Source organism: Limibacter armeniacum (assembly GCF_036880985.1).
In the GTDB taxonomy this organism is placed as follows: Bacteria; Bacteroidota; Bacteroidia; order Cytophagales; family Flammeovirgaceae; genus Limibacter; species Limibacter armeniacum.
Genome location: NZ_JBAJNO010000009.1, coordinates 1,320,246 through 1,346,782, shown reverse-complemented (window position 1 = coordinate 1,346,782; position 26,537 = coordinate 1,320,246). Strand labels below are relative to the sequence as shown.

At 39.8% G+C, this 26,537-nt stretch carries 20 protein-coding genes; 10 read left to right on the top strand and 10 right to left on the bottom strand.

Translation table 11 applies throughout. The features are described 5' to 3' along the window. Nucleotides 1-30: 30 nt before the first annotated feature. The 4 genes from V6R21_RS23275 to V6R21_RS23260 all read right to left on the bottom strand — a co-directional run bounded on the left by V6R21_RS23275 (nucleotide 31) and on the right by V6R21_RS23260 (nucleotide 2,698). The gene (locus V6R21_RS23275) at nucleotides 31-951 is read right to left on the bottom strand and encodes an aspartate carbamoyltransferase catalytic subunit (protein WP_334245936.1); all 921 of its coding nucleotides are present in this window, start codon (nucleotides 949-951) and stop codon (nucleotides 31-33) included. Nucleotides 952-1,010: 59 nt separating this feature from the next. Beyond that, nucleotides 1,011-1,550 (bottom strand): bifunctional pyr operon transcriptional regulator/uracil phosphoribosyltransferase PyrR, encoded by a 540-nt coding sequence (gene pyrR, locus V6R21_RS23270; protein ID WP_334245935.1) that lies wholly within the window; start codon nucleotides 1,548-1,550, stop codon nucleotides 1,011-1,013. Nucleotides 1,551-1,647: 97 nt separating this feature from the next. Next, nucleotides 1,648-2,142 carry an NUDIX hydrolase gene (locus tag V6R21_RS23265; protein WP_334245934.1) on the bottom strand — a complete coding sequence of 165 codons (495 nt, stop codon included), beginning with the start codon at nucleotides 2,140-2,142 and terminating at the stop codon, nucleotides 1,648-1,650. A gap of 1 nt (nucleotide 2,143) precedes the next feature. Then, on the bottom strand, nucleotides 2,144-2,698 hold the full coding sequence (locus V6R21_RS23260; RefSeq protein ID WP_334245933.1) for a pyridoxamine 5'-phosphate oxidase family protein: 555 nt from the start codon (nucleotides 2,696-2,698) through the stop codon (nucleotides 2,144-2,146). Between the two features lie 76 nt (nucleotides 2,699-2,774). Here V6R21_RS23260 and V6R21_RS23255 point away from each other — a divergent pair, with 76 nt between their 5' ends. Next, nucleotides 2,775-3,227: a DinB family protein gene (locus tag V6R21_RS23255; protein ID WP_334245932.1), complete on the top strand. Its 453-nt coding sequence runs from the start codon at nucleotides 2,775-2,777 to the stop codon at nucleotides 3,225-3,227. 44 nt (nucleotides 3,228-3,271) lie between these two features. Here V6R21_RS23255 and V6R21_RS23250 read toward each other — a convergent pair whose 3' ends face one another. Together V6R21_RS23250 and V6R21_RS23245 are read right to left on the bottom strand one after the other, a co-directional pair. After that, nucleotides 3,272-3,568 carry a NifU family protein gene (locus V6R21_RS23250; RefSeq protein WP_334245931.1) on the bottom strand — a complete coding sequence of 99 codons (297 nt, stop codon included), beginning with the start codon at nucleotides 3,566-3,568 and terminating at the stop codon, nucleotides 3,272-3,274. A gap of 103 nt (nucleotides 3,569-3,671) precedes the next feature. Then, complete coding sequence (locus V6R21_RS23245; protein ID WP_334245930.1) at nucleotides 3,672-4,775, bottom strand: Mrp/NBP35 family ATP-binding protein; 1,104 nt, start codon at nucleotides 4,773-4,775, stop codon at nucleotides 3,672-3,674. A gap of 417 nt (nucleotides 4,776-5,192) precedes the next feature. Between V6R21_RS23245 and V6R21_RS23240 the strand changes: the two genes are divergently transcribed. Both V6R21_RS23240 and V6R21_RS23235 read left to right on the top strand, forming a co-directional pair. Then, a complete protein-coding gene (locus tag V6R21_RS23240; RefSeq protein ID WP_334245929.1) occupies nucleotides 5,193-5,795 on the top strand; it encodes a hypothetical protein in 603 nt (200 codons plus the stop codon). An 864-nt stretch (nucleotides 5,796-6,659) separates the two neighbouring features. Next, complete coding sequence (locus tag V6R21_RS23235; RefSeq protein WP_334245928.1) at nucleotides 6,660-7,568, top strand: zinc-dependent peptidase; 909 nt, start codon at nucleotides 6,660-6,662, stop codon at nucleotides 7,566-7,568. A 52-nt stretch (nucleotides 7,569-7,620) separates the two neighbouring features. Here the strand turns inward: V6R21_RS23235 and V6R21_RS23230 are convergent, their stop codons facing one another. Next, the gene (locus V6R21_RS23230) at nucleotides 7,621-13,644 is read right to left on the bottom strand and encodes a carboxypeptidase-like regulatory domain-containing protein (protein ID WP_334245927.1); all 6,024 of its coding nucleotides are present in this window, start codon (nucleotides 13,642-13,644) and stop codon (nucleotides 7,621-7,623) included. A 106-nt stretch (nucleotides 13,645-13,750) separates the two neighbouring features. After that, nucleotides 13,751-14,884 carry an oxygenase MpaB family protein gene (locus V6R21_RS23225; protein WP_334245926.1) on the bottom strand — a complete coding sequence of 378 codons (1,134 nt, stop codon included), beginning with the start codon at nucleotides 14,882-14,884 and terminating at the stop codon, nucleotides 13,751-13,753. Nucleotides 14,885-15,296: 412 nt separating this feature from the next. Here V6R21_RS23225 and V6R21_RS23220 point away from each other — a divergent pair, with 412 nt between their 5' ends. Beyond that, nucleotides 15,297-15,827, top strand: a complete 531-nt coding sequence (locus tag V6R21_RS23220; protein WP_334245925.1) for a hypothetical protein — start codon at nucleotides 15,297-15,299, stop codon at nucleotides 15,825-15,827. A 74-nt stretch (nucleotides 15,828-15,901) separates the two neighbouring features. Here V6R21_RS23220 and V6R21_RS23215 read toward each other — a convergent pair whose 3' ends face one another. Further along, nucleotides 15,902-18,298, bottom strand: coding sequence for a S9 family peptidase (locus V6R21_RS23215; protein ID WP_334245924.1), 2,397 nt, complete (start codon nucleotides 18,296-18,298; stop codon nucleotides 15,902-15,904). A 284-nt stretch (nucleotides 18,299-18,582) separates the two neighbouring features. Here V6R21_RS23215 and V6R21_RS23210 point away from each other — a divergent pair, with 284 nt between their 5' ends. The 4 genes from V6R21_RS23210 (at nucleotide 18,583) to V6R21_RS23195 (ending at nucleotide 22,540) form a co-directional block, all read left to right on the top strand. Further along, entirely contained in the window at nucleotides 18,583-19,065 is a 483-nt protein-coding gene (locus V6R21_RS23210; RefSeq protein ID WP_334245923.1) for a hypothetical protein, read from the top strand. A gap of 139 nt (nucleotides 19,066-19,204) precedes the next feature. Continuing rightward, nucleotides 19,205-19,690 (top strand): hypothetical protein, encoded by a 486-nt coding sequence (locus V6R21_RS23205; RefSeq protein WP_334245922.1) that lies wholly within the window; start codon nucleotides 19,205-19,207, stop codon nucleotides 19,688-19,690. 298 nt (nucleotides 19,691-19,988) lie between these two features. Next, on the top strand, nucleotides 19,989-20,882 hold the full coding sequence (locus V6R21_RS23200) for a class I SAM-dependent methyltransferase (RefSeq protein WP_334245921.1): 894 nt from the start codon (nucleotides 19,989-19,991) through the stop codon (nucleotides 20,880-20,882). Between the two features lie 239 nt (nucleotides 20,883-21,121). Continuing rightward, nucleotides 21,122-22,540, top strand: a complete 1,419-nt coding sequence (locus tag V6R21_RS23195) for a DEAD/DEAH box helicase (protein WP_334245920.1) — start codon at nucleotides 21,122-21,124, stop codon at nucleotides 22,538-22,540. Between the two features lie 241 nt (nucleotides 22,541-22,781). Here the strand turns inward: V6R21_RS23195 and V6R21_RS23190 are convergent, their stop codons facing one another. Further along, nucleotides 22,782-23,591 (bottom strand): hypothetical protein, encoded by an 810-nt coding sequence (locus V6R21_RS23190; RefSeq protein WP_334245919.1) that lies wholly within the window; start codon nucleotides 23,589-23,591, stop codon nucleotides 22,782-22,784. Nucleotides 23,592-23,915: 324 nt separating this feature from the next. Here V6R21_RS23190 and V6R21_RS23185 point away from each other — a divergent pair, with 324 nt between their 5' ends. Next, a complete protein-coding gene (locus V6R21_RS23185; protein WP_334245918.1) occupies nucleotides 23,916-25,712 on the top strand; it encodes a WG repeat-containing protein in 1,797 nt (598 codons plus the stop codon). Between the two features lie 192 nt (nucleotides 25,713-25,904). Beyond that, entirely contained in the window at nucleotides 25,905-26,537 is a 633-nt protein-coding gene (locus V6R21_RS23180; RefSeq protein ID WP_334245917.1) for a peroxiredoxin, read from the top strand.

Here is a 26,537-nt window from a genome sequence, read left to right as displayed (position 1 = left end):
TCTTAATCATATGTCGAATATCGTCTTGGATTAACCGTTTTTCCCAGCAAGCAAGTATAGTACTGCCATTCTTATCGCAACACCATTCTCTACCTGATCCAGGATAATGGCATTATCAGCATCCGCTACATCTGAGGTTAATTCTACCCCCCTGTTGATGGGACCTGGGTGCATGATAGTGATCTCCTTGTCGATACTGTCTAGCAATTCCTTGTTTACACCATAGTACATCGAATACTCTCTAAGAGAAGGGAAGTTCTTAGTCTGCTGACGTTCCATCTGAATACGTAGTACGTTGGCAACATCACACCATTGGAGTGCTTTTCTGATATCCAACTCTACCTTGACGCCCAAGTCTCTGATATAACGAGGAATCAACGTATTCGGTCCACACACCATTACCTCAGCTCCCAACTTCTGTAGTGCAAAGATGTTGGAAAGAGCCACACGTGAGTGCAGAATGTCACCAACGATCACGACTTTCTTTCCAGCAACATCTCCTAGCCTTTCACGGATAGAGTATGAGTCCAATAATGCTTGTGTAGGGTGCTCGTGCGTTCCGTCACCAGCATTGACAATATTGGCATTGATATGCTTGGAAAGGAAATGTGGAGCACCAGGGCTGGAATGTCTCATTACAATCATATCCACTTTCATGGATAGGATATTGTTGACCGTATCCAATAGTGTTTCCCCTTTCTTAACGGAGCTTGAGGCAGAAGAGAAGTTGATTACATCCGCAGAAAGACGCTTTTCAGCCAGCTCAAAAGAGAGTCTAGTTCTGGTGGAGTTTTCGAAAAATACATTGGCGATGGTAATGTCTCTCAAGGACGGGACCTTTTTGATTGGTCTGTTGATTACCTCCTTAAAATTGTCTGCAGTTTCGAAGATGAGGTGCAAATCTTCTTCTGTCAGATCTTTTATACCCAGTAAATGTCTTGTGCTCAGCATATTGTTTAGTATTCGATATTGGGCATCAGCACAGAAAGGCTTTAGCCCATTACCTTATATCATTGATTTACCAACCAAATATTATCTTCTGCAAACCCTTGTTCATTCCATTCCACAATTACCCTTTGCGATTGGATAGAGTTCACCGTTTTGCCCACATACTTCGCTTCGATTGGAAGGTGACGACTGTATTTTCTGTCTACCAATGTCAAAAATTCTACTTTTGATGGGCGACCGAAAGCCATCATGGCATCCATAGCAGAGCGAATGGAACGACCTGTGTAAAGGACGTCGTCTACCAGAATTACATTTTTGCCTTCTATGATGAAAGGGATTTCTGTTTTGTTGGGAGCAAGGGGAGAGTCTCTTCTTCTGAAATCATCCCTGTGAAAGGTGATGTCCAGTTTTCCGAGTGGAATGTCAAGGTCTGCCAGTTCTTTAATGCGTTGTTTGATTCTTTCGGCAAGTAAAACACCGCTTTTCTGGATTCCGACAATGACAGAATCCTTAAAATCACCATGGTTTTCGATCAGCTGCTGGCTCAGCCTGCTGATGGTGATGTCCAGTCTTTTGCTATTTAGAATGTTAATTTTAGCCATTGGCGACAAAGATAATAATTTTCATTTGGATGGACTATACAGAATCACCCTTACTGTGGAGAAAAGATTGCCTTAAAGGTGATCAGACAGTCAAAAACTAATTGACAAAATGGTACAACCCATTCATTTGCAGTAATTCATCTTTGGTTTGACAGAATGAAAAAAGATTGTGAACACAGTCCGCTTTTTCTGAATTAATTTCTGTCATGTCCATAAAGCGGACATCCTCGATGATTTGAACGCTTTCTTGCATTTCAGGGTCATGTCCTCGTAGCAACTCACCACCTACTATTTCCACTTCAAAAAACAGCTCAATACCATGTAGGGGAGGTTGCAGGAACTCATGTACAAACATAAACCGCTTCACATTTATATCCAATCCAGTTTCTTCTTTAAACTCTCTTTTGAGCGCATTTTCCATGGTTTCTCCATAATCAAGCCCTCCACCGGGAGGAGCCCAAAGGTACCCTTCTTTTCCTACAGAGCGATGCCTGATCATTAGCACCTTCTCTTGCTCTATACATATGCCACAAACACGTGTTCGTAGTCGATTACCGAATATTTTGGATATTTTTTCCTGCTCTTCTGTCATTTTAACTTTGCTGATTGTTAAGTATTCCGGTATCAAAACCATCTATACTTTTTGTATTTCGGTCTTTCCAATAGTTTCTGATTTTTTCATCTCCCTGTTTTTCAGCCCAGTTTTTTAATTGAGTTCTTTCTTCTTTAAAATCCATAAATGGAACGGCAAAACCACAGGAGGTTTGAACCAAATCAACTTCCATTACTATGATTTGGCGTGCGCCTGCAAGTTTAGGGAATAAACCGATATGCTGATGGAATGTATCGTCTCTATCATGAAAAATTTCAGCATTTCCATAGAGTCTTAGAATGAGGGGTTTGCCTTCAAATGCACAGAACATAATGGTCATCCTGTTATTTTTTTGCAGATGGGCAGCTGTTTCGTTGCCACTGCCGGTGAGGTTGAGCCAAACGACTTTATTTTTGTCTATAACCCGAAAAGTATCCATGCCTTTTGGTGAAACACTGACTCTTCCTTCTGCCGCAGCTGTGCCGACAAAGAAAAGTTTCTGCTGGCTGATAAATGCTTGTTGGTCAGGACTGATTTCCGAAAATTGCTTTCCCATTCTGTGTTGGTTTTTAGGTGTTCAATTTGAGTTTTTACTAAATTATGAAAACCTGATCAACTAAAAACACAACAACATGAATACCTTGCTGAAAGACTTATTCAACTATAATGATGAAGCCAATAAGCGTTTTATCAAAAGTATTGAAGAAGAGGAGGTGATACACCCTGATATCGTGAGACTGATGTCACATATTTTCAATGCACATGAAGTGTGGGTTGCTCGAATTGAAGGACATAGTCCCACATTCGGTGTATGGCAATTACACAGCATTCATGACTTTGCTCGAATCAATGAACATAACTATACCAATACGCAAAGAATTTTAAGTCAGGAAGGAGTACTGGAACAAGTAATCAGGTATGAGAACAGTAAAGGGGAGGTGTTCGAAAACTTGGCAAGGGATATTCTGATGCACGTCATTAACCACTCGACCTACCATAGGGCACAGGTAGCAAGTATGCTTAAAAAAGAGGGAATAATGCCGCCTAATTCAGATTATATTTTCTATAAAAGGGAGCAAGAATAGGCAATCAAGTGGGTATTCTGAAAATACCCACAGATGCTTATTTTCTAAAACATTGGAAGTTGAGCATTAGGATCATCCATTGCTGTGATATTGATTGCTTCCACTTTCTTGATTTGTGGAACAGCATTGATCACAGCCTGCTCAATTCCTGCTTTTAATGTCATTGTTGACATTGGGCAAGAACCGCATGCACCCAAGAACTCAATGCGGGCAGTACCATCTTCGGTTACTTCCAGCACTTTGGCATTTCCTCCATCAGCTTCCAGATACGGTCTGATTGTGTTCAGTGCCTCTTCTACTAACTTGAGCAGTTCGCTATTTGTAATTGTATTTTCTGTCATTCGTCTATATTTTCAATCTTGAAGGGCAATTTCGTCATTTCCTTCGAGAAAGACCAAAATTTAGAAAGGGAGCTTTTTCATTACTCCCTTTCCAAAGGGTAATTTATTCCCAAGTCTTGATTTCTACTCTTTCAGTGCTGGCAACTTGTGCGTTACGCATGGCAACATTTCTAGCCAACTCTTTGGCAATTTCTCTAAATGCATCACCAGCAGGATTTCCATCTTCCATTACAACTGGTACACCGCAGTCACCGCCTTCACGAATACTCTGAACGATTGGAATTTCACCAATGAACGGTACCTCATAGCGTCTTGCCATGTTTTTACCTCCATCTTGTCCAAAGATATAATACTTGTTTTCCGGAAGTTCAGCAGGTGTGAAGTACGCCATATTTTCAACAAGTCCCAGTATCGGTACATTAACAGATTTTGAAGTAAACATGTTCATTCCCTTCATAGCATCTGATAGCGCAACTTTTTGCGGTGTTGTAACAACAACAGCACCTGTAACAGAAGCTGTTTGTACCAAAGACAGGTGGATATCACCCGTTCCTGGAGGCAAGTCGATCAGCAGGTAATCCAGCTCTCCCCAGTCAGTGTCAGTGATGAACTGACGCAGTGCGGAGCTAGCCATAGGACCTCTCCAAACTACCGCATCCTGTGGAGGTGCTAAGAATCCAATGGAAAGTAATTTAATACCATACTGTTCAATCGGGATGATTGTGTTTTTACCATTTACTGACGTTACACCTGGTTGTGCATTTTCACAGTTGAACATGGTTGGAACTGAAGGACCGTAAATGTCAGCATCCAGTACACCTACTTTTGCACCAGCTTCAGAAAGGGCAAGTGCTAGGTTGGCAGTAACAGTAGATTTACCAACTCCTCCTTTACCAGATGAAATGGCAATCACGTTCTTTACACCTGAAAGCACTGGACCTTTAGGTTGGATTGAAGTAACGTCTGCTGTCATATGTACATCAAGCTCCAAGTCTGGTGAAACCAGTTTATGGACAGCCTCTATACAATTGTTTTTGATCAGTTCTTTGAGTGGGCAGGCAGGAGTTGTCAATACTACCGTAAATGCCACTCGGTTACCATCAATCTCAATATCCTTCACCATGTTGAGTGAGATCAGGTCTTTCTTCAAGTCCGGATCTTCTACTGTGGACAATGCCTTAATAATGTCTTTTTCCGTAATCGCCATAATTCAATGTCAAGTCGGTAATGTCTAAGCCCGACTATAAGTTATATGCTTTGCTTCTGATTTTATTTTCCTCTAGTGTACGTCACAATACAACTTACTTAGGGAAAAGTTGTTTGAACTTGCTCCTTCTTCTCTAAAAAGAGAGGATGTACAAGCCAATTGATTAAACCATCTACAATGAATCTTGTTTGGTATTAAAAAACGGATACAAAGGTAGTACAAATTCCTGAACACTGCTAAAGCTCAGCGATTTTACTTAAATCCCTCTAAACTAAGGAGGTGTGTTCAGAATATCTCATTGTTGCAAGGCTGTTCATTGTTTATATGATAACAGTATTACTTACCTTGCGGTTTAAAATCATTATAGGCACTAGCGGCTTGATTAGGAATGTAGAACAATTGAATAAAATTATAGCCATGTCATTTTTTGATAAAATTATAAAGAAGCTGTTTCCTGACGGAGAAAACCAGTCAACACCTAGTAAGTTGCCGGTTGTGACAGAACAGTTGAAAAGGTCAGTCAAGGAGCAACAGCACTATAAGGCATGGCTGTACAGTGAGCAGCATATAGGAATGACGGAAAAGTTCTCTAATGCCTATTGGAAAAAAGTCAATGAAATTGATTCAGATATCAAGGCTGTCGTACTGGACACTCCTTATTCAAGAGGGTTTGCATTTTTTCCTCATCAGTCTATCAGTGACAGTGATTTCAGGAACTTCTTTGACTTTCTTCGTGACAGAATGTTGGAAATAGGGTATCGGAATAATATTTCAGACAGGAGAATTTTTGATAGAGGGAGCTATGTGGAGGCTGTGGAAAAACATTATCTCAAACCTACAGTTTCGTATAATGAACTGAAGCAGGCTGACCAGCGATATGGAAATGTCCTGATAGAGCTTAAAAGCCGTGATGACAAAGTGACATTACTGACTTTACAATCCAATATTTATGCAGGCAGACAATATAAGGAGCCATTGTCATTTGCAGATTTGGCAGGTAGGCTTTTAACTGTTGAATGAATATAAGAGAAGAAAGTATTCACTTTAAGTATTAAAAAAACAAAAAAAAATCATGGATTTGGTATAGTTTCACTTCAAATGGAATAGAGTTTGTTATCTGAATACACAAGTACTTTTTGTGGAAGGAAAGTATTTTTGTTGCGGAAATGATAATTTAATTCATTAAATTAAAGTAAGCAGTTCTTTGAATAATAAGGGGAAATCAAGCAATGTCAGTTCTGACAGACAATTCTAATTTGAGTTGTAACAGGAAGTACAATTTGATTTTCAACTGACAGAAACGGGTAACAGGTGGCTTCAAATTTTGCAATTAAATCTAATTTGGAGCGAGTACAGACTGTTATATTGAAGAATATGTAAAAGTGTTAGATATTATTAATATTTTCGTATTCGGATAATACAAAAAGATCTGCGATATTTCCATAAGAGTAAAAATTGGATAGCCAATAAAAGCTGTTTGAGAATGCTTTAAATTGGATTTGTTGATTGTATCAACTGAAGATTTTTATTCACTTTGACAACTAACAACAAAGTTTCTTACATATAGTTAATAGTTCATAATATCAGATTCTTGGATGAACGAACGATGTAAGATTTTGGTTGTAGTAATACAGAAGCAAGAATGTGTCCATGCCATTTTGCATGGATCTAAAAATATAAAAGGTTATTCTCATTTTTTAATTGGTTTTAGTTTTTAGCTAAATTGTTAAAGGCCCGGAACTTTGTTCTTGGCCTTTTTCTTTTTTCAGACCTTTTGTTTCTCAATTCTCACTTGATGTTGCAACCTGTAGCATAATATATTCCTGCCTATTGTTATTTTTGTCTTCACACTATTATCAGTGATGAGGAAGAAATATCACGCTCATGGAAAAAAATTTATTAATGGCGGCTTTTCTAGTGGCAGTACTGTCTTTGGCAGCAGTGGCTTTTTGGTGGTTTACACGTAAGCGCAGTAAAACTGAAATACAGGAAAATATTGCGGAAAAAGATTTTAAAGAGACATGGAGGAAGTTACTTACGCAGCATGTGAGTTTTTATAATGAATTGTCTGCACCATTAAAAACGCAATTCGAGAAGAGAATCCAGTACTTTTTAGCACATGTCCGAATCGAAGGGGTTGAGACAGAAGTAGAAGATCTGGATAGGGTTTTGGTAGCTGCAAGTGGCGTAATTCCAATCTTTGGTTATCCTGAGTGGTGGTATCCTAACCTGAAGAGTGTTTTGTTGTATGATAAGACTTTGAACCATCTTGGACTGGCTGATGTGGAAGGAGGTTATGTAATGGGAATGGTTGGCAACAAAGCTTTAAAAGATAAGGTGTTGTTTTCAAAAGGAGCATTGAGGGAAGGCTTCCGGAATGATGCAGACAAGAAGAATGTAGGTATCCATGAGTTTGTCCACTTGATTGACATGGCTGATGGAAAAGCGGATGGAATTCCCGAAGTACTGCTTCAAAAGAGTTATACCCTGCCTTGGATGCATTTGATGCATGAGAAAATCAACGATATTCATCAGGGTGCGTCTGATATCAATCCCTATGGTGGAAGTAGTGAAGTGGAGTTTTTGACAGTCGCTTCTGAATATTTCTTTGAACGTCCGATGTTACTAAAGAAAAAGCATCCTAAGCTGTATGCAAAGCTGGAAAAGATTTTTGCCCAGCAGTTGGATATGCAGAAGAAGAGTAGTAGAAAAAGTAAAAGGGAAGCGATCGGTAGAAATGATCCTTGTCCGTGCGGAAGCGGGAAGAAATACAAACACTGTTGTGGTAGATAGTAAATAAAGAAGGCTTTGGAGTATGTACCCCAAAGCCTTTTTTGATGTAGTATCAGGTTTTGAAATTTCCTTCAACCCTTACTTTTTTGAGGGCTTCTCTACCATAAAATATAGGGAAGTACATTAGCGATACTTTGGCAGGATTGAGTGTAAACTTTCCTGTATGACGCACTTGCAATGGTACTGTAAAAGTATGTTTACCGGCTGGAAGTGTTTGACAGAAGATAGCCACTTTATCCTTGAAGTTGCTTCTGTGTACTTCATTCAGTGATTTTTTGATACTATACTTATCATATACACAGCCTGCCGGAATTGGTACCTCAATCATGGTATAATAAGCATCTTTGGGCACTTCGACCGTTACTTTTAAGTTTACTGCTGTACCACTTTCTAAAGAGGTGGTTATTTCGTTACCTGATTCGAAATGACTGCTTACGCTAAAGTCTTTTTCTGCCTTTTCAGGAGCTTCATTCCAATGCTTCTCATAAGCTGTGATAAAAGCCGGTATATTTCCTTTCTTGATAATATCCAGTGTTTCATCAGGTCTAAGCGTAAGTGAATATGGATAGTGATCAGGCGTGATCGTATTATCTTCTTTTATAATCTTGAAGTTGGCATCCTGCTTGCCTTTTTTCATTAGGTCAGCCAATATAGTTTCCGAAATGAGCATAGCTTCGTAGGTATTGCTGTAACCATTGACAGGTCTCTGCTCAAAGAAATACTGCTGAATTTTTGGGAGCAGTTCCTGATACTGTCCACTATTACGAATCAGCTCATAGACCAGGCAAGTCATCTCAATGTCAGAATCTGTAAAGTAGCTGAAACTTTCTGGGGCTTCCCAAAAGACTCCACCAAGCATCGTCTCCTTTTTAGAGGCAACCAAATCTTCTACAGGCTGATAGGATAAACCAGCTATTTGTTGGAGCCTTCTGATACGCAACTGATCTATAGCTGTAAGTTCCTCCATTTTTTCAATTGATTGGACAAGGGAATCATAAGGCAATGAAGTACCATGTTGTGCTAAAAGCGTGATGGTAGGCAATAGTTGTCTCAGTTTCCTTTTGTTAGCTTTCAATACTTGATCTTTTAGGAAACTGATGCCTTTTTCCATCTTTTTTTCATTGATATCAATACCTGTCAAATGAGCTTTCAATATTGCTTTTACAGCAAAATTGCTCATGGTAACAGAGGCTTCTTTTTCTTCCCACCAGCCCCAGCTACCAATGTCAGACATTCTTTTCTGCAATTTGGTGATGTATGCCTTCAGCTCTTTCTTATAAGGGAACTCCTGCCCTTGTGCTTCCATAATAGTTCGGTAAGCAATCAGTGCTTCCACTTTGGAAGAAAGCTGTTCTGTGCAGAGATATTGATAGCGGTGTATACCTTGAAGCTCTTCAGAAATCAGTTCGATTGGGTTGGCCAAGATAGTAACAGTTGTCTCATCTGCTTCCGGAATGCTACGGATGGTGAGTGTTGAGTCACCTTGTAGGATATGGAAACTGCCACTTTCTTCCATCACGCCTACTGGAAAGACAGGTATATCCCGTTTCTCTCCATCCTCATAGCCATTTTGTTGTTTCAATTGGTAGGTAACACTAATGGAATCTAGACTTGAAACAACTAATGTATGGTAGTCAAGTTGCGTATCTTTGACTTCATGCTCTGGAATATCAGTGACCTGACTACTTACTGTAAACTGTGTACTGACCTCTTGGGCATCAGGCATATAGTTCAATACTTTTCCGATTGCTTGAACGGTATCACCTTCCAACAGGAAACGGGGCAGATAGAGGTTGGCTTGCAAAGGTTTGAATGCCTTGACATAGTCTTTGAGCTGACCTGTTTGCTTTTTGCCGTTCATGGCAAGGATGTGGGTTTCCCATGTAGTGATATCATCAGGATATTGTACTTCGAAAGTAGCTTCGCCATTTCTGTCAGTCTCTAAAGTAGGCTTCCACCAAGCATAGTCACGGAAGTTTTGTCGAAGGCTGTTTTGTTGTAAAGCCTGTGCGTACAAGTTATCGATTGCCGAAGGTGAAGTAATGCCTTGTTGTGGAGTAGTAGGCGATTTTGGTATTAATAAGTCAAGGTTGGAGGGGCTTCTATTACCATATAATGAGGATAGACCTCTAATCCGCACTCCTGCCACACTACCCACACTACCATTTAAGGATGTTACTGAAACTGTTGCTACACTTCCAGTGAGAGAGTATTGCATTTCTCCATATCCCATTACAACGACTTCCTGTAGTTGCTGAACGTCTTCTTCCATTTCTATATCATAACTGATAGCGGTGGAGCTGCCTACCTGTATTTCATTGCTTTTGAAACCGATAAATCGGAATTCCAATGTGGCACCCGATGGAACATCCAGCCTGTAATGTCCATCCAGATCAGAAATAGTACCATGTGTCGTTCCTTTCACCATGACTGTTACACCAGGTAAAGGATCGCCAGAGGTATCTGTTATTTGCCCTGAGACATATCCATTAAAGTCATCTGTTCTGATTAATGGTGTGATGATTCTGGAGAAGCTGTTCTGTCTGTGAATTCCCATGCGTCTTTCTTGCGATGGTCGTTTGTAGGCTTCCGTTAAAGTGATATTTTCCGTTTTAGGCTGAATGCTTGGGATCATGATATGAACAGTATCCGCATTTTCAATCGCCATTTTTCTGATTTGTTCCTTGAACTGAACAAAAAGGGAATCACGTATTGGTAGCTTATAGCTGCCATCCAGATCAGTTAGTGTCTGCTCTTTTCCGTTGCTGACGATTGCTCCAATCACTGGCAGATTTTGTGAAGTCATGACTGTCCCTTTTACATAGCCATCTGTACTGTTGCCGATACGCTGAATATAAGGTTGTTGTAAGATTGGCGCATTCAGGTACTGATAAGTATCGACTGTAAAGATGCCTTCTTTATCCAATTGGATAAGGTTGGTGCCATTGGCTTTTAGCGCTACATCTTTTAGCCAGATATAATCTGCATTGGTCAGCCAAAGTAGTAAGTCATAGTTCCCCACTGGAACGTCAAGCTGTTCATTGTGCTGTTTGGCAAAGACCTGATGACGGTTTTTGTCAAAAAAGTAGATTTGCCCCAAAAAGGTGTAGTCTTGGTTTGCTCGTAATATCATAAGAGAGGCATCACCTTGATGATTGAGCGTATCCGCATTGATATAGTAATCCAATATATGTGGACTGACAATTTCAATGGTAGGTGGAGCGTCCCATATTTTATCTGTCAGTAACTTGTCCTCTAAAGAAGAGAACTTACTTTTATCATTTAGTTTATACCTGCCTTTCAGCACAGGTTGTTCTTCTAGAAGAAGACTATCACTGTAAATAGGTTGATGGATGCCGTACTTATCAAAAGATTTACTAGCGTCAAATCCTTTTACACTTTTATTGAAAGAATCAATAAAAAGGGGGGAATGTCGATTGTGTTTGAGTTGTTCAATTCTATTGGATTGCCATATATATTGATTTGGGAATTCACGCCATGTGCTATTGCTAAGGTTAATTTTTGTAAGGTGCTGATTAAGCCAACTTTTTTCTTTTTTGCTTAGCTTATTATTTTTCTTTTGTATAGAAACTCTGGGGTTAGCCTGACTGATATCAATACCCATAATATTCCTTACCTCTTTCCTGAATTCAACATCCTCTACGGTGATTTCATGATGACTTGTGCGGAACTTGAGTTGATGTTTACCAGGTGTAGCCCTAAACACAAACTGAGGAAAAGTATTTGTTTTGCTGAAATAGATAAGACTATCATCCATTGAGAAATAGTGGACAGTAAGTGGTCTGCCATTCTCGGATATTACAGGTACAAACTTGGTGATGGAATCCGCATCGGTGACCGATAGTTCTGCCAGTCCATTGGTAGGGTAGATAGCTTGATAGAATAGGAGTGAATCCAAACCAGTTGACTGTTGGTAATACTGGTAAGCCAACGGGTAGTCCAATGTTGGCATTGCGCTATGTTTGGTTTTGTTGATCAGTCTGGGACTGTATTTTGGATTTTCCCACAGTGGGAGGTCAGGCGTGTTCTTTCCTTCGAATTTATCTGTTAAGGCAAAGGCAGTCAGGTCAACATCAGGAACGGGATTCCCTTTATAATCGGTGACTTTGACAGTTACTTCAGTTTTCTGCCCCGGAATTACTGTATTAGGCTGCTTCATTGCAATGTGCAGCATATTGGGGTAATTGGTAAAATGGAATTTCTCTTTTGAGCTTTCTCCTCCCCAAAGCTGGTGAACAAAAAGTGTGTAATGCTCAGGTTTATTTGAGGCAATAGCTTTGCTTACTTCTCCTTTACCAGAATTAACAAGTCCACTTTTCTTATATAGCTCATACCATACCTTGATGCTGTCTGGGTTTTGAATGGAAAAGAAAATAGAGTCTGGCGTCGCTGATGTCTGAACGGCAAGACGGTTGCCCTGTCTGCTCATAATCAACTCTTTCCTCAGGTTATCTTTGGATAATAGGAACTTGAAGGGTATTCCGTTGTAATCAAACTCAGCAGGAAGCCATATACTATCAGACTTATTCTCAAAAGACTTATCACGGTATTCAGTAGTGAGTAATGCTTTCCTTTTGACAGACTCGTTATTAAGCAGGTAATGGGCTTTTACTTTATTGTCTTCATACACCAGTTTCAACCTTTCTTTTCTACCATCCAGTGTAATTGTCTTTTGACTTGATCTTCGCTCATTATTGCCATTGACCAATACCATCCTCACAATGACCTCCATTTTGCCATCAATAAAAAGATGCTGAGGCAGGGTGATTTTTGTTTTACCCACTTCATCAAGTCTTACTTCCTGAATATGCAATGTATCAGGGATAAAAAGCCTGTCCGTATAGACTTCATCGATTCTGTGGGTCATGACATCCATAGATAGTTTACCGTCCAGCAGGTTTAGCCCATTAGGTCCTGTAGCCTGAACAAAGAAGTCAAGTGGCATTCCACGAAAGTAGGTATCATGGTTGGAGTTAAGTGTAAGCTCGGTTTCATCCAGCAGGTAGTCGCTGTAGTCAAAGTGATTATTTACTATATTTCTTCCCTGTTTATCGTCAAAGCTGATGACATAACGCTTATCAAGTGTTAATTCGAGTGAGTCATGTAGCACAAACTCGTATCGGTAAGCACCTTTTTTGTAAGGGGAAACGGTTGCCAAGATTCTTTTTGAGGAATGGTAACTGTACCGCTCCGAGAGTACGAGTTTAACTTCCTGATGGAGTGGGGTTCCGTACTGTTCTGTCATAAAAGCCTTGACCATCACGGTGTCCCCTGGCTTGTACATGGGTTTGTTGGTAGCCAAATAACCTTGATAATTTTTGTAAGGAATTTCGTCAGGATCGAATAAGTTGACTATTCTTCTCAAAAAATAAGGTACTTCTCCGTATTGGATAAGTCTCTCGATGGTGCTGATATGTCGGTTGATGTTGGCGTATTGCATCGCCCATGGAATGCCTCTTAGTGGTGTGTTATATACTAAATCCTGCTGGGCTCTTTTGTACCAAGGATTATCTCGGTTTCGGGTAACGGGGTAGAAAGACTTTTTCCCTTGATGTTCTATAATAATACAACCCTTCTCATTACTCTTCTCCAAAACATACAATGCTTTTTCACTATTCCATTGCAAACTTTTTCCATTGATGGAAACCTCTGCATCCTGAATCGTATCTCCTTGTCTGTTGTGAATACTTACTTGTAAGTCACGATCATTCTGATGGATAACACAGTGAGCCGGGTTATTGGAGACTACAGTAACTTCCATTCGTTCCTTTCGGATGTCAACAAGAAGGTAATGACCGACAGTAAGATTGGAAGCATTCCAATTATAATTGGCAGGGATGCTATCATAAAGCGTATGAAAATACTGAGTACTTAGTGTGTTAGGCTTTTCAAGGTAGAGCTGTTGGGCTTCTTCGTCAGTTATTTTATAATAATAGCTGTAATCACTGTGGTCCTGATAGGTATCTCTTTTGTAATCAAAATGCTGTTGCTGACCGATTACCTGATTGGCGATCATCAGTAGAAGACATAGTAAAAGCGAATAGCAGTAGTTCATGCTAATAAGGTTCAGTAAAAAATCAGTTTTGATTGGGTTTTATAAAAATAGTGAAAAAAATTATGGGCAAATAAAAAAGGAGTTGCAAGCTTTAATCAATCATGCCTTATTTCTTCCAACTCTCTTTCAAAGATGGTGGAATATTTAGTTCTCTTTCCATATTGGGGTATACCGTATCAAAAAGGCTATTCCAGTACAGTCGGTTATCAATGTTGATGATCTGTCTAAAAAGGAAAAACTCATTCTTAAGTATATGCTTGAAACCTGAAAACAAACGTACAGAGGCAGGAGTGAAAAGCTCAATAATACTATTGTCTGGTTTGGCAATCTGTAAAATACCCGAAATGCCTGGTCCCAAGAAAAAGCGAAAAAGGGTAGGGATACGTGCTGTAGGACCTATTGACCGGTCTGTTGATACCATAAAGTCGATGCAGGAACGGGTGAGGACTTTTCCCGCTTCAGTAGGTTTGGCTTGATGTTTCAAGATGCTTTCAGCTAATGTTTTTGCTTTTTCATGTGTTTCCGGTAGTAGCACTTCTTTTACACCCATTATATGACCGATTACATTCCATGTGTGCAGGAAATTCTGTTTCTCCTCTTTTTTTAGAGGTATTTCCATCTGTTCCAGCCCTTCGAGTATGTAGTGACTGAATGAGAGAAGTGTAAAGGTCATATCTTCCTGATTGATGGGGTAACCGTACAGCTTAGCATTCCATTTATTCTTCAAAGCATATTGGCGGATAGCTGCATGTATCAGTCGGACTTTTTGTGCACTTCTGATAGCCTTACCTTCTGGTCTGAACGATCCAATATCCATTACATCAATGACAAACTGCATCGTTTCCAACAGACGGCGAGCCATCACTTTATGCCCTTGGTCTTCTCGATTGAGCCTGCCAGTTCGGTAAAGTAACTCAGCACCATTACCACAGGCGTAACAGGTCGGTAGAGATTTAACAATAAGCAGCAGTAGGATTTCACGGGCATAGGTAAGGAAAAAGTGTTGTCCTTGCCTGATACGTTGTAAGTCAGCCCATTCAGGTAAGATCGAAGTTTGATGGAAATACTGATGGATATAATCTGGGAGTCTTTCAGGTAAGGCGTCATTATTGGCAACAAAGTGCTTCAGTGATTTATTGAGTTCAGGTAATAAACCATCTTGTAAAAGTCGTTCAACTGTCTGATCAGCTATTGGATCCGAAATTTTTCTTTGAGCTGACAAAAATTTAATATCCATCATATTGTCCAAAGGCAAGTTTCAATTGTAAGATATATAGAAGGGTTTGATATCAGTTTTGTCCGATTTTAAGTATGTAACCAATTGGAATCCATTGTGTTTTGTTAGATAAATAACGTTGAACCCCATTATGGAATTCAAAATTTTTTGTGGTAATTCGCAGTCGTTTTGAGCAGCCTTTTACCAATAAAATAAAAGGAAGATTAAAAAAGCTTAAAATTCACCTAGACAGTATCATCAGTCGCTGAAAAGTAAACATTGGAATGATTAGTGCAATGTTACCGATGTTTAGTTGAAGTACTGATGATCTAGACTTAATTGTCGACTATTTAAATCAAGGAGCTTATTTGTGTGCTACAAAGGTTTTCAAGCCGCTCCCTTTCCACTTTCGCAACTGACAAACTAATCAACAAACATGAACTCACTGATGAACCGACTGAAGTCTTTCCTTGGGAAAGGCGAAGCTGCCAACCAACAGGTAATGATGCTTGATGGTCCTACAGATTTTTCTAATGTGGATGAACGTTTTGAGCTTTTTCAGCAAGCCTATGAGTTTGAACACAATGGTTTTGAGTCAAATGATTCAGCTGTAGGCATACAAGTGGCTGTCAATATGCTTGAGATTGTAGGTAATTACGCAGTGAAAGGACATAATCCAGGCAAAGCGCATGAGCCTTATCATGGGCATTTAAGTCTTTGGCATATTGGAGGAAAGATTAAAGCCAAGTGGGAGATTGGTTTTAGCCAACAATTGCTGTTAGGAGAAGGGTTTGTGTATGGGAATAAGCTGGTACTTCATTTTTATTATCACGAGGATGATGCAGAGTATGCAGGGATGGTCATCTATGAGATTCAGGAAGATGGATCCTTGAAAGGATATTGGATAGAGGAAGGAATATTTGCTCCTGGCTTTGAGAGTTGTGAGCTTAAAAATAGAATTGTATAAGCATAATTTGCTTATGGGGGAAATGCAAACGGGTACTGACCGAAAGGACAGTACCCGTTTTGTTTATCTAGATTTTATTGCTCATTTGGCGCATTCAATGTGCGTTCAAACAGCTTGTAGATTCTTTTGTATTCATCAGCCCAACTGGTTGCTTCCTTGAAACCGTGAGGTTCCATTGGGAATACAGCCATCTCCCAGTTTTCTTTTCTCAATTCAATCAACCTTTGAGACAGTCTGACTACATCCTGGAACTGAACGTTGTCATCCATCATACCATGCAGAATGACCAAATCACCTTTTAAGCCATTCGCAAAGTAAATAGGAGAGCTTTTCTTATAGGCAATTGGATCCTCAACAGGAGTGTTGAGGATATTGGAGGTGTATTCGTGGTTGTAATGTGCCCAGTCAGTTACTGAGCGAAGTGCTGCACCTGACTTGAAAACATCAGGTTCTGTGAACATTGCCATCAGTGTAATGAACCCACCATAAGATCCACCATAGATGCCAATTCTGTCAGCACTTATTCCATGTTTTTCTATCAAATATTTTGCGCCATCTACTTGGTCAGTCAGGTCCTTTCCTCCCATATGTCTGTAGATACCGGTTCTCCATTCACTTCCATAGCCAGCACTGCCACGATAGTCGATATCCAGTACAGTATAGCCTTGGTCTGTTAGGAAGTTATGGAACATATATTCTCTGAAGTAACTGCTCCACCATTTGTGCACATTTTGCAAGTACCCTGCGCCATGAACGAAGATAACAGCTTTACCACCTTCTTTGGCATTTTCAGGCTTGTAAAGCCTTGCGTGAACGGCTGCCCCATCTCTAGCTTCAAAGGTAATGACCTCTGGCGCTTTCCATTGGTATTGGTCAAATGACTCGGTAGTTGATTTTGTGACTTTTACTGCTTTAGCTCCAGCTTTGTTGGGTTGCAAATATAGCTCCCAGGGTTGGTTGCTGTATGAGTGCCTAATTGCCAGATAGTTGTTGTCAGGAGACATGGTAACTTCATTGCCACCTTCCAGTGTCGTGATTTTCTCCATATTGCCACCTTTTACTGGTAGCTTGTAGAAATGGTGCTCAGAAGAGCTTTCTTTGTTTGAAGTCAGGTAGAATGCTTTTTCATCATTGGAAACCTCAACTGAAAGGACTTCAAACTTTCCATCTGTAAGTTGTTTGCGCTGACCACTTTTTGCATCAAATGTGTACAAGTGAGAAAAGCCTGTCGCTTCAGATTGGTACCATAACTTATTGCCGACCCATCCAATATCACCAACCCAAAGGTTCCAACTTGAAATATTCGGTCCACCAATCCATGCGTCATCGTGCTGGCGATCCACTTGTATCATTTTGCCTGTAGACAGATCAAGTAACATGATCCAACGGTCTTTGTTATCCATCGCACGGATATCCACAGCTGCATATTGCCCATCAGATGAGTATACTGGTTGGTGTACAACTACTTCCCTTGGCGTTTCATACTGAGCTTGAAATTCTTCTCCTTCATTTAGGTAGTCTTTCAGGTAAGCAGGTTTGTCATAAATACCTTCCAACTGTGTAATATCCAGTGTGAAGGATGAGTCTTTTTCGATATCATAAATTCCCATTTGGAATGTATCGAGTGGACTACCCACTTTAGGTCGTGCTTTTTGGTCTGCCGTAAAGCCAGATTGAGTGACGAAGTCATGTACTTCTGTGCTTTTGGCATGCAACCTGTTACGCAAGTTGTAGGTTGCAAATTTTCCGTCAGGGCTTAGTTGGATATTGTACATATCCTGACCGTTCATATAGATTGCACTTGGGTGCTTGATGTCCAGCTTATCCCAATGCGCTTTACGAGCCTCACTGTTTTCCTTTCTTTGTTGCAGAATGTCAAAGTGGGCAAGTTGGTCTTCCTCAAGCCATTGTTCGTATATAGGAGATGGGATATCGCGAGGAGCTCTACCAGGTTTGAAATTGGTTACCTGTGTCGTACTGCCATCTTTACGGTTCCATACAAAAAGGTTGAAGCCTTGTTGGTAAGCGACTTTATCTTCATCCAGCAAAAACGCTGGGTTGCGTTCAGTATCTAGTGTATTCGTGATTTGGACAGATGTGCCTGATTTAAAATCATAAACAAAAAGATCTCCGCCTTTGCTGTAAACTTTTCTGGATTCATCCTGAGTGAGGTCTCCTCTTTTGGATGGTAGGTTTTGTTGCTCCTCCAGACTTACTTTAACAGGCTTGTTATTACCAACTGTCACCTTATACAGTTCATCATAGGCTTTATTTTCTGGGTTCCAGTAAAAGTATACTGTTTTACTGTCTGTCAGCCATTGGAAGTCATGTGGTAGGTTACCCACAAAGCTATTGCCTTCCATAATCTGATCTATAGTTAGCGAAGGTTTTTGAGATTGTTGGGCCAATACGCCTGAAGCGGTTATCAGAAGCCACCCCATGGTTAGTCCATTGCGGAAAATTTTATTCATCTGTTAGTATTGTGTTAATGATGTTTAGATTTTTCACTCAGAAATAGTATATAAACAAGAGTGACATATAAAGATATGGAGAATTTAAATCTAAAGATAATTATTCACTTTGCTGAGGATTGTTATGAGAAAAAAAGCTGAGATTTTAATGTGGTATGATTAAAGTGCTAGGCATCGGAATGTAAGAAAAGAGTTGAATTGAGTATAAATATTTCAAGAATAACTTATCTTTTGGGGTTAAAACCAATCCTTAGTTTAAAAGCTTGAAATAATATCTTATACAGATGATTAAACATTTTTTTATTGTCATATTTTTATTCTTGACACTTTCAACAACCAGTTACAGCCAAAATTTTTATTTGGAAAAATTATATCGAGAGGCAGGACAGGATATTTATCTTCCGTATGATCACATTCCCAATGTTACCTTGTATATCGATGGTCGTTTAGTTAGTAAAAATGGCTTTCCCCGAAAGTTGTCGACTGGGGTTCATGAGTTTTCAGTTCGAATGAAAGGTAGTAACTGGACATGGTATGCAGATGGTCAAAAATACAGGGTTCATAGCTGGGAAGTCTTATCAGTAAGTGATATGAATTATTTAGGAACACCTCATTCATATCGGGTCGGAGAAAACAGGTTTGAAATGCTGGATGAGTATTCTGAAGCCTTTGTGGTAAAACTAATTTTGAAAACTATTGGCAGTACAAAGTTTAAGGTCCATTACTTATTTAGGTGTGGAACAACAAAAATGCTGGATTACCAATAAGATGATATAATTAATTTTTAAGCTGTGCCCTTAGGGTGCAGCTTTATTTGTTTTGGGGGAAATGAGAAATGGATTAGAAATATTTTACTAAATAGGGAATGCATCAACTTTTTTATTTTTCAACCCAATCTCAAAACCCATGAGTAAATATTTTTTTATACCGATCACTCTTTTAATACTGACATTTTCTCTGACCACTTACAGCCAAAATTATTATTTGGAAGACCTTTATCGCCAATCAGGACAAAATATTGTAATTCCTTATGACCACTTGCCGAATGTTGCTCTTTATATTGATGGTCGTCAGGTAGGCAATAATGGCTTTCCCCAAATGGTATCTCAAGGGATGCATGAATTTGGGCTTGAAATGAAGGATGAAGACTGGACATGGTTTGGTGATGGCAAAAAGTACAGGGTCCATAGCTGGCAGGTTTTGCCTGTTACAAATCATGCGCCGCTTGGGGATTCCCGATTGAATCGGATTGGAGACAATAGGTTTGAAAGAATTGATGATTTTGCTGAAGCCCTGGTTATAAAACTTAACTTACAGTCTCTTGAGGGGGCTCACTTCAAGGTTCATTACTTATTTAGGTGTGGAGTTAAAGATGTGTTGAGGTATCCATAATTTATAATTGCCGTAGTTTTAGCTACGGTTTTTTTATGTTTGAAGGTAGTTTAAAACAAACAGATCTATATGGTAGACTGTTCTAATGTCAGGAAGTTCCTGTTCAATAAACCTGTTGTCAGAGTGGAAATGGGAATTTGCATATAAACACTTAACTTTGTGGGCTGCATTGGTAACAGATAGGGAATACTTAGTAACGTTAAGTATCGATACTCAGCCTTCAATCCTGCCTATTACATTACCTGTAGAAAACGGGTAACCAGTCACGAATTATAGTATTGAACATAAGAACGAAAATATGAGGGGACATTCAGAAAATTACTTTAATGATTATAGAGACCATTGGTGGGATAAGGATTTTCTTGACCTAATGGCAAATAGGTTAAATCTGCACAAGTACCAAAAGATGTTAGATGTAGGATGTGGTCTTTGTCATTGGAGTAAATTGCTGGTTCCATACTTACAGGAGAATGCTGAAGTCCATGCTGTTGATAACGATTCCAAATGGGCAGAAGCCAACAAAAAAACAGCTTCATTTTTCAAAAAGAAATTCAATGCTGATTTCAACTTTTATCAGGCAGAAGCTAATAAACTACCGTTTCCTGATAATACCTTTGATTTTGTAACCTGCCAGACTGTACTGATTCACTTGAAGAACCCGCAGGGAGCACTCAAGGAGATGAAACGTGTACTGAAACCTGGTGGAACAATACTTTGTGTTGAACCGAACAATAGGGTGCAAAACTTGGCTAAAAGCTCTATCTCGGATAAGGCATCTATTGATGAGACGCTGGAACATGTAAAGTATGCACTGATTTGTGAATTGGGCAAGAAAAAGCTGGGACATGGGGACAACTCCCTTGGTGGATTGTTACCAGGTATGTTTGCCAAGGCTAAATTCAAGGATATTGAAGTAAGGTTGTCAGATAAGGCAATCGCCATGTACCCTCCTTATACCAAGCAGGAACAAAGGGCTACATTGCAGCAATGGGCAACAGGAAGTACATGGTCTTCTGGAGGATTGACGGATAAGGACTATTTTGACGCAGCAGGCAAGCAGTACCGAAAGTTTTTTGAAGCTTATCAACAGAAGTATAAAAATGCAAACGAAGAACTGATCGAGGCATTGGCTGAACAACAATACCATGCGGCAGGTGGCGCTATGATGTACTTGGTGTCTGGCGTGAAATAACCATTTAAGAGACTTAAATACTTGATATAAAAACAGGAGTATTGATACTGTTTCAATACTCCTGTCGTGTATCCAATCTTGTTAACAGTTGTAGCAGACAGAACCTAATAGGTAATGTGTCTGTTTTTCTGTGGTGAAATCTTTTTTTTAGTAGAAAGGGAAAGTAGTTAGTAAGCAGGGGAGTACCTGCTAGCCTAAATACTGACTACGGACTACTAACTACTATTTTTAAAATCTATATGAAATTTGAATCACTGAACTTAATTGCGCCTATCCTGAAGGCTGTGAAGGCTGAAGGCTATGAAAAGCCTACTCCTATTCAGGCGCAAGCAATCCCTGCTGTTTTAGAAAGAAGAGACCTGTTGGGCTGTGCTCAGACGGGTACAGGTAAGACAGCAGCTTTTGCTATTCCTATTCTTCAGATATTGGAAGAAGACAGGGAAAAGGGATTTAAACAAAGGGGAATAAAAACGCTGATACTGACACCTACTCGTGAGTTGGCTATACAGATAGGTGAAAGTGTGGAGGCTTATGGTAAATATATGCAGGTACGCCATGCCGTTATTTTTGGTGGCGTTTCTCAACATGGCCAAGTGCAGGCACTAAAAAGAGGTGTCGATATATTGATTGCAACACCAGGGCGACTATTGGACCTGATGAATCAAGGTTTTATTGATTTAAGAAATATCAGGCAGTTTGTGTTGGATGAGGCTGACCGTATGTTGGATATGGGTTTTGTGCATGACGTAAAGAAAGTATTAGCCAAGTTGCCTAGTAAAAGGCAGTCTTTGTTTTTCTCTGCGACAATGCCCGATACGATTGTAAAACTGGCGGACTCTATCCTGACTAATCCAGTTAAGGTAGAGGTAACACCTGTTTCATCTACAGCAGATACTGTACAGCAATCTATTTACTATGTAGGAAAGAAAAACAAGAGACACTTGTTGCTTCACCTGTTGAATGAGCACGAAATTCCACGTGTCTTGGTGTTTTCAAGGACGAAGCATGGAGCCAACAGAATAGTAAAAGACTTGGATAAGGCAGGTGTCAAGGCAGAGGCTATACATGGTAATAAGTCTCAGAATGCAAGACAACAGGCACTGAAAAACTTTAAGGACAGCCGTACCCGTGTATTGGTTGCTACAGATATTGCCGCTAGAGGTATTGATGTGGATGAGTTGTCTCATGTAATCAACTTTGACTTGCCAAATGTGCCTGAAACTTATGTTCACCGAATCGGTAGGACGGGTAGGGCAGGTACCAATGGTATGGCGCTATCATTTTGTGATGGAGAAGAACGTGCTTATTTGAAGGATATCCACAAAGTGATCAATAAAAGTATCCCTGTGATAGAGGAGCACCCTTTCCATGATGAGGAAGGAGTTGTTGTAACTGAGGCACCAAAGAAAGCAACAGGTGGTGGCAGAGGGAATCACAATAACGGAAACAACCCTAGAAGTAAGGGAGGTAATAAGAAGCGAAGTGGGGAAAGAACAGGCCAGGGAAGACCTAAAAACAATGGAGGACCTCGAAGCAAGAGTGGTGGGCCAAAGCCTGAAAAGAAACCTGATACAAATACTAATGGTGAAAATAAAGGTAGCCAAGGTACAGGTAACGGAAAGAAATGGTCAAAAAGTGGTTGGAAAAAGACTTGGTAATATAGCTCCAACTAGGATACATCTTGAAAGCCCTCAGAGAATTCAATTCTCTGAGGGCTTTTATTTTAGGAGTCAATTTTTGAGCAAACAAAAAGGCAGTCTTAAATGACTGCCTCGTAATTGGTCTGATAGTTTTTCTCTTAATGATAGCCAAATTGTTAAAGGACCAACATTAGGAAATTGCTTTCCGATTAGTCTCTTTACCGTTTTGTTACATAAGAAATACGAGCATAATGCTAAATTATTGTCTTACCCACAGCTCAATTTCTGATGGACCACTCCAAACGAAGCTAAGCTTCTTGTCGTCGAAAGACTTTTGTGGTCTACCATAAAAGAATACAGCCGATGAAGTAGGGACGTTCAGTTTCCAACTGCTGGATGGCGCTAGCTGTCCTTCAAGAATCATAGCGATTTGGCTATAGTTTCCATAAGGCTTTGCTGCGATGACAACTTTACCGTTCGAAGCGGCTTTTACAGCTTCATCCAATACAGTTTGATCTGTAGCCATTCCAATTTTTTTCCATGATCCATTATTCTTTACATACTCATGGATCTCTGTCATGTTAATATAGCTACCATCTACATGTGGATCTTTGAAATCATCAATGCTAAATGTTTGGCAAATGGCTTTAGCTGTAAACCCTTGGCATGAGATGTCATTGGCAGCATCGCCTTCACATGCTTGGTAGTCTAGCAATAGCTGAGCCAAAGCACCTGCTTTTTTAGGGCCAGCTGGCTTAGCTGATGCTGTATTGGAAACAGCGCTACCGCCTAAAAATTCTTCATCTGAAGTCATCAGTTCTTCACTAACTTTAGTGAACATAAATGCTTCAGCGTTGCCACCATTTTTCCAGTTTCCCTTGAACATATAGTTGGCAAGGATGCTACCAGTAAAGGTGCCTGCAGGCTTTCCTTCCGCGTTGGTTGCAGCCATGTTTAAGGTTCCAGATTCTTCAAAACTACCATCTAACGTATATTTTTCTTTGGTCTTTTGGTTCAAGGCAGTACCTGTTACTTTTTTCTCTTCGTTCATTTCAAATGAGACTCTCATTTTATATGACGTGTTGACCAGGCCTTCAAAAACTTGAAGCTTATAACTCTGTGCGTAGATATTGGTAGAGATAAGGAGGAGAAGTGAAAATAAAAATACGTTCAGATATTTCATGTTAATCGAGATGTATAAAGTTTAAATGCCTTTATAATTGAATATGATCTTAGGAAAATCAAATATGATGCCCCGAATGAGAAAGATAACTTATTTTTTAGTTTGGCACCTTTTTTCATTGCATAATCAGAGATAAATTGATCAAAACCACATAGATTGAACAGCCCCATCCTGAACATAAATTTTCTATACGAACCAAAAGCAACCAAGATGAGAATTTCAATTGCAGTTTATGGCTTAGCCATTGTCGCATTAGCTTTTTTGAGTAATGTAATACAGGCTCAGGAACTGTCTGTTTTCAAGAAAAAGAAAGACAGATATGGTTACCGTTTTGAGCACAATGACGAGAGCGTAATAAAAGCCAAATTTGAAAAAGCTTTTCCTTTTAAGAATGGTGTGGCAAGAGTTGTAAAAAGAGGAAAGTGGGGATTAATTAATAGGGAAGGGAAGTATCTGCAACGTCCATCTTTTAGCTATATCTTACCCTTTGATCAGCTAGGTTATGCGAGGTTTTGTGAAGGAGGTGATGAATATGGGTTTGGCGGAAAGTGGGGTGTATTGAATGAGGAAGGTAAAATAGTATTGGAGCCAGTGTATGATTATATATCTGCGTTTTCCTCAATGGGGATTGCAAAAGTAGCGGTTGGTGGGGCAATGCAGAAAACGGGCAGCTTTGAATATGCCCGATTGGTAGATTTGGAACCTCCTTATCCAATTATAGGAGAAGACCTGATTATTGTGGAGAAAGCGGAAGATTGGCAGGAAGCTCCTCAGGATGGAGATGAAGAAGAGTGGGATGAGGAAGGTCAGGTACCAGCATTTTCGTATTGGGATAATGGTAAATGGGGTTTGGTTAATACGGATGGAAAGGTAATCGTGGCGCCAGTATATACTCAAATAGGAAACCTTCCTGTTGCCAATAAATTATCTCATAAGGAAGTGGTTAAAGTATGTTTGGATTGTCAGATTGACTTGGAAAAGACCGTAAGTGCCGAAGAGATTGTTTGGAAAGGTGGCAAGCAAGGGTTTATCAATGTGCGTACGGGAGCAGAGTTTTTGCCTATAAAGTATGGGTACATTGATGCCGATTTGACAAAGTTTGGAGCTGATGTAGCAAACAACCAATGGGTTGTCAGTGATGGGAGCAGACATTTGGAAGTGGATCTAGAAAAGGGGTTGCGTTATTGGGACGGGGTAGGTAAAGTTGGTATCGTGGATGCTGTAACAGGAAAAGAGCTTTTACCTGTAGCATTTGATGAATTACAGCCTTTTTTAAGTGGTGTTCCTGTAGCTGAACAGGTGCTGCCGGTTGGGAAGACAGATCCAAAAACGGGATTTGCTGCATATGGTTTTGCAGATGCCTCAGGCAAAATGATTTCAGACTATAATGCTAATTACAACGATGTAATACTGATGAAAAGTACGCCATTAGGTATTGCTGCTACACAGGAACTGCATTACTGTGTAGTTCGGTATGATGACAGTTTTCAGAAGAATAATAAAGGCTTAATCAACCAAAATGGAAAGGTAATTTTACCTCAGGAATATCAAGAGGTGAAATCCCTATCGGATGGTAAATGGTTGGTTTACAAAGATGATATAGCTGTTGTATTTGACCATACTGGTAAGAAGATCCTCGAAGGAAACTATTCAGAAGTGTTTGTTGCAGAAAATGTGATTTGTGCTTACAGGAATGGGAAGTGGGTTTGTTTGGATAAGGAAGGAGTAGAACAACAGGATTGTAATTGTGATCAACTTACTGAGGGTAAGGAAAAGAAGGTAGGCAGACTGATCAGCGATGAAGTGCAAGTAATGATTGGTTATGGGGCGGCAGGGTATACCGTGTTTGATCCTTATGGAAATGTACTGATTGATGAGGTGTTTGAGCAGGCATTTGTCAAGGATGGGAAGATTTGCACCCTGAAGCAAGGTAACTGGAAATGTTATGCATTGAGCGGAAAATCATTGGAAAGTGGCTGTGATTGCGGACCTGTTAAGAGTGAATAACAGAATACTTGTCAATATATGATTAAATATTCTTTACAATAGTCTTGAATTATAGTGTGTTAGCCTATTCTATAGTTTTTATCTATTGGCGTAAACTAATTATCTATTTGATTGTTGATAATATCGAGTTTATTTTTGCGACGCAAAATTTAGATTATTAGAATAAATTAATCATACAAAACAAAGATTCCTATGTCATTGATTAACAAACCTGCACCGAAATTTGTAGCTCCTGCAGTTATCAACGGAGAAGAGATCGTAGAAGACTTTTCACTGGAGCAATTTATCGGTAAAAATGAAGTAGTATTCTTCTTCTACCCAAAAGACTTCACTTTCGTATGTCCTACTGAGATCTTGGCTTTCCAAGAGAAATTAGCTGAGTTCGAGAAGAGAGGTGTGAAAGTAGTAGGTTGTTCTACTGACACAGAGGAAACTCACCTTGCTTGGTTGAGCACTCCAAAAGCAAACGGTGGTATCGAAGGCGTTACTTACCCATTGGTTGCTGACGTTGCTAAGACTATTGCTCAAAACTTTGACGTATTGGGTGGTGAGTACGTATACGACGAGGAGACTAACCAAGTGAAATTCGAAGGTGCTCCAATCGCACTGAGAGGTACTTTCCTGATCGACAAGAATGGTGTGATCAGACACATGGTAGTAAATGACTTCCCACTGGGTAGAAACATTGACGATGCGTTGAGAATGGTTGACGCACTTCAGTATGTTGAGAAGCACGGTGAAGTTTGTCCTGCAAACTGGGAAGAAGGTAAAGAAGCAATGAAGCCTACAAAAGACGGCGTTGCTGATTACTTGTCTAAGAACTAA

Excerpts from the sequence above, each read along its gene's own strand:
- V6R21_RS23185 (WP_334245918.1), top strand. The coding sequence starts at position 23,916 with ATGAGAATTTCAATTGCAGTTTATGGCTTAGCCATTGTCGCATTAGCT.
- V6R21_RS23240 (WP_334245929.1), top strand. The coding sequence starts at position 5,193 with ATGTCATTTTTTGATAAAATTATAAAGAAGCTGTTTCCTGACGGAGAA.
- V6R21_RS23200 (WP_334245921.1), top strand. The coding sequence starts at position 19,989 with ATGAGGGGACATTCAGAAAATTACTTTAATGATTATAGAGACCATTGG.
- V6R21_RS23220 (WP_334245925.1), top strand. The coding sequence starts at position 15,297 with ATGAACTCACTGATGAACCGACTGAAGTCTTTCCTTGGGAAAGGCGAA.
- pyrR (WP_334245935.1), bottom strand. The coding sequence starts at position 1,550 with ATGGCTAAAATTAACATTCTAAATAGCAAAAGACTGGACATCACCATC.
- V6R21_RS23260 (WP_334245933.1), bottom strand. The coding sequence starts at position 2,698 with ATGGGAAAGCAATTTTCGGAAATCAGTCCTGACCAACAAGCATTTATC.
- V6R21_RS23215 (WP_334245924.1), bottom strand. The coding sequence starts at position 18,298 with ATGAATAAAATTTTCCGCAATGGACTAACCATGGGGTGGCTTCTGATA.
- V6R21_RS23255 (WP_334245932.1), top strand. The coding sequence starts at position 2,775 with ATGAATACCTTGCTGAAAGACTTATTCAACTATAATGATGAAGCCAAT.
- V6R21_RS23195 (WP_334245920.1), top strand. The coding sequence starts at position 21,122 with ATGAAATTTGAATCACTGAACTTAATTGCGCCTATCCTGAAGGCTGTG.
- V6R21_RS23265 (WP_334245934.1), bottom strand. The coding sequence starts at position 2,142 with ATGACAGAAGAGCAGGAAAAAATATCCAAAATATTCGGTAATCGACTA.
- V6R21_RS23245 (WP_334245930.1), bottom strand. The coding sequence starts at position 4,775 with ATGGCGATTACGGAAAAAGACATTATTAAGGCATTGTCCACAGTAGAA.
- V6R21_RS23275 (WP_334245936.1), bottom strand. The coding sequence starts at position 951 with ATGCTGAGCACAAGACATTTACTGGGTATAAAAGATCTGACAGAAGAA.
- V6R21_RS23205 (WP_334245922.1), top strand. The coding sequence starts at position 19,205 with ATGAGTAAATATTTTTTTATACCGATCACTCTTTTAATACTGACATTT.
- V6R21_RS23190 (WP_334245919.1), bottom strand. The coding sequence starts at position 23,591 with ATGAGAGTCTCATTTGAAATGAACGAAGAGAAAAAAGTAACAGGTACT.
- V6R21_RS23210 (WP_334245923.1), top strand. The coding sequence starts at position 18,583 with ATGATTAAACATTTTTTTATTGTCATATTTTTATTCTTGACACTTTCA.
- V6R21_RS23225 (WP_334245926.1), bottom strand. The coding sequence starts at position 14,884 with ATGATGGATATTAAATTTTTGTCAGCTCAAAGAAAAATTTCGGATCCA.
- V6R21_RS23235 (WP_334245928.1), top strand. The coding sequence starts at position 6,660 with ATGGAAAAAAATTTATTAATGGCGGCTTTTCTAGTGGCAGTACTGTCT.
- V6R21_RS23250 (WP_334245931.1), bottom strand. The coding sequence starts at position 3,568 with ATGACAGAAAATACAATTACAAATAGCGAACTGCTCAAGTTAGTAGAA.
- V6R21_RS23180 (WP_334245917.1), top strand. The coding sequence starts at position 25,905 with ATGTCATTGATTAACAAACCTGCACCGAAATTTGTAGCTCCTGCAGTT.
- V6R21_RS23230 (WP_334245927.1), bottom strand. The coding sequence starts at position 13,644 with ATGAACTACTGCTATTCGCTTTTACTATGTCTTCTACTGATGATCGCC.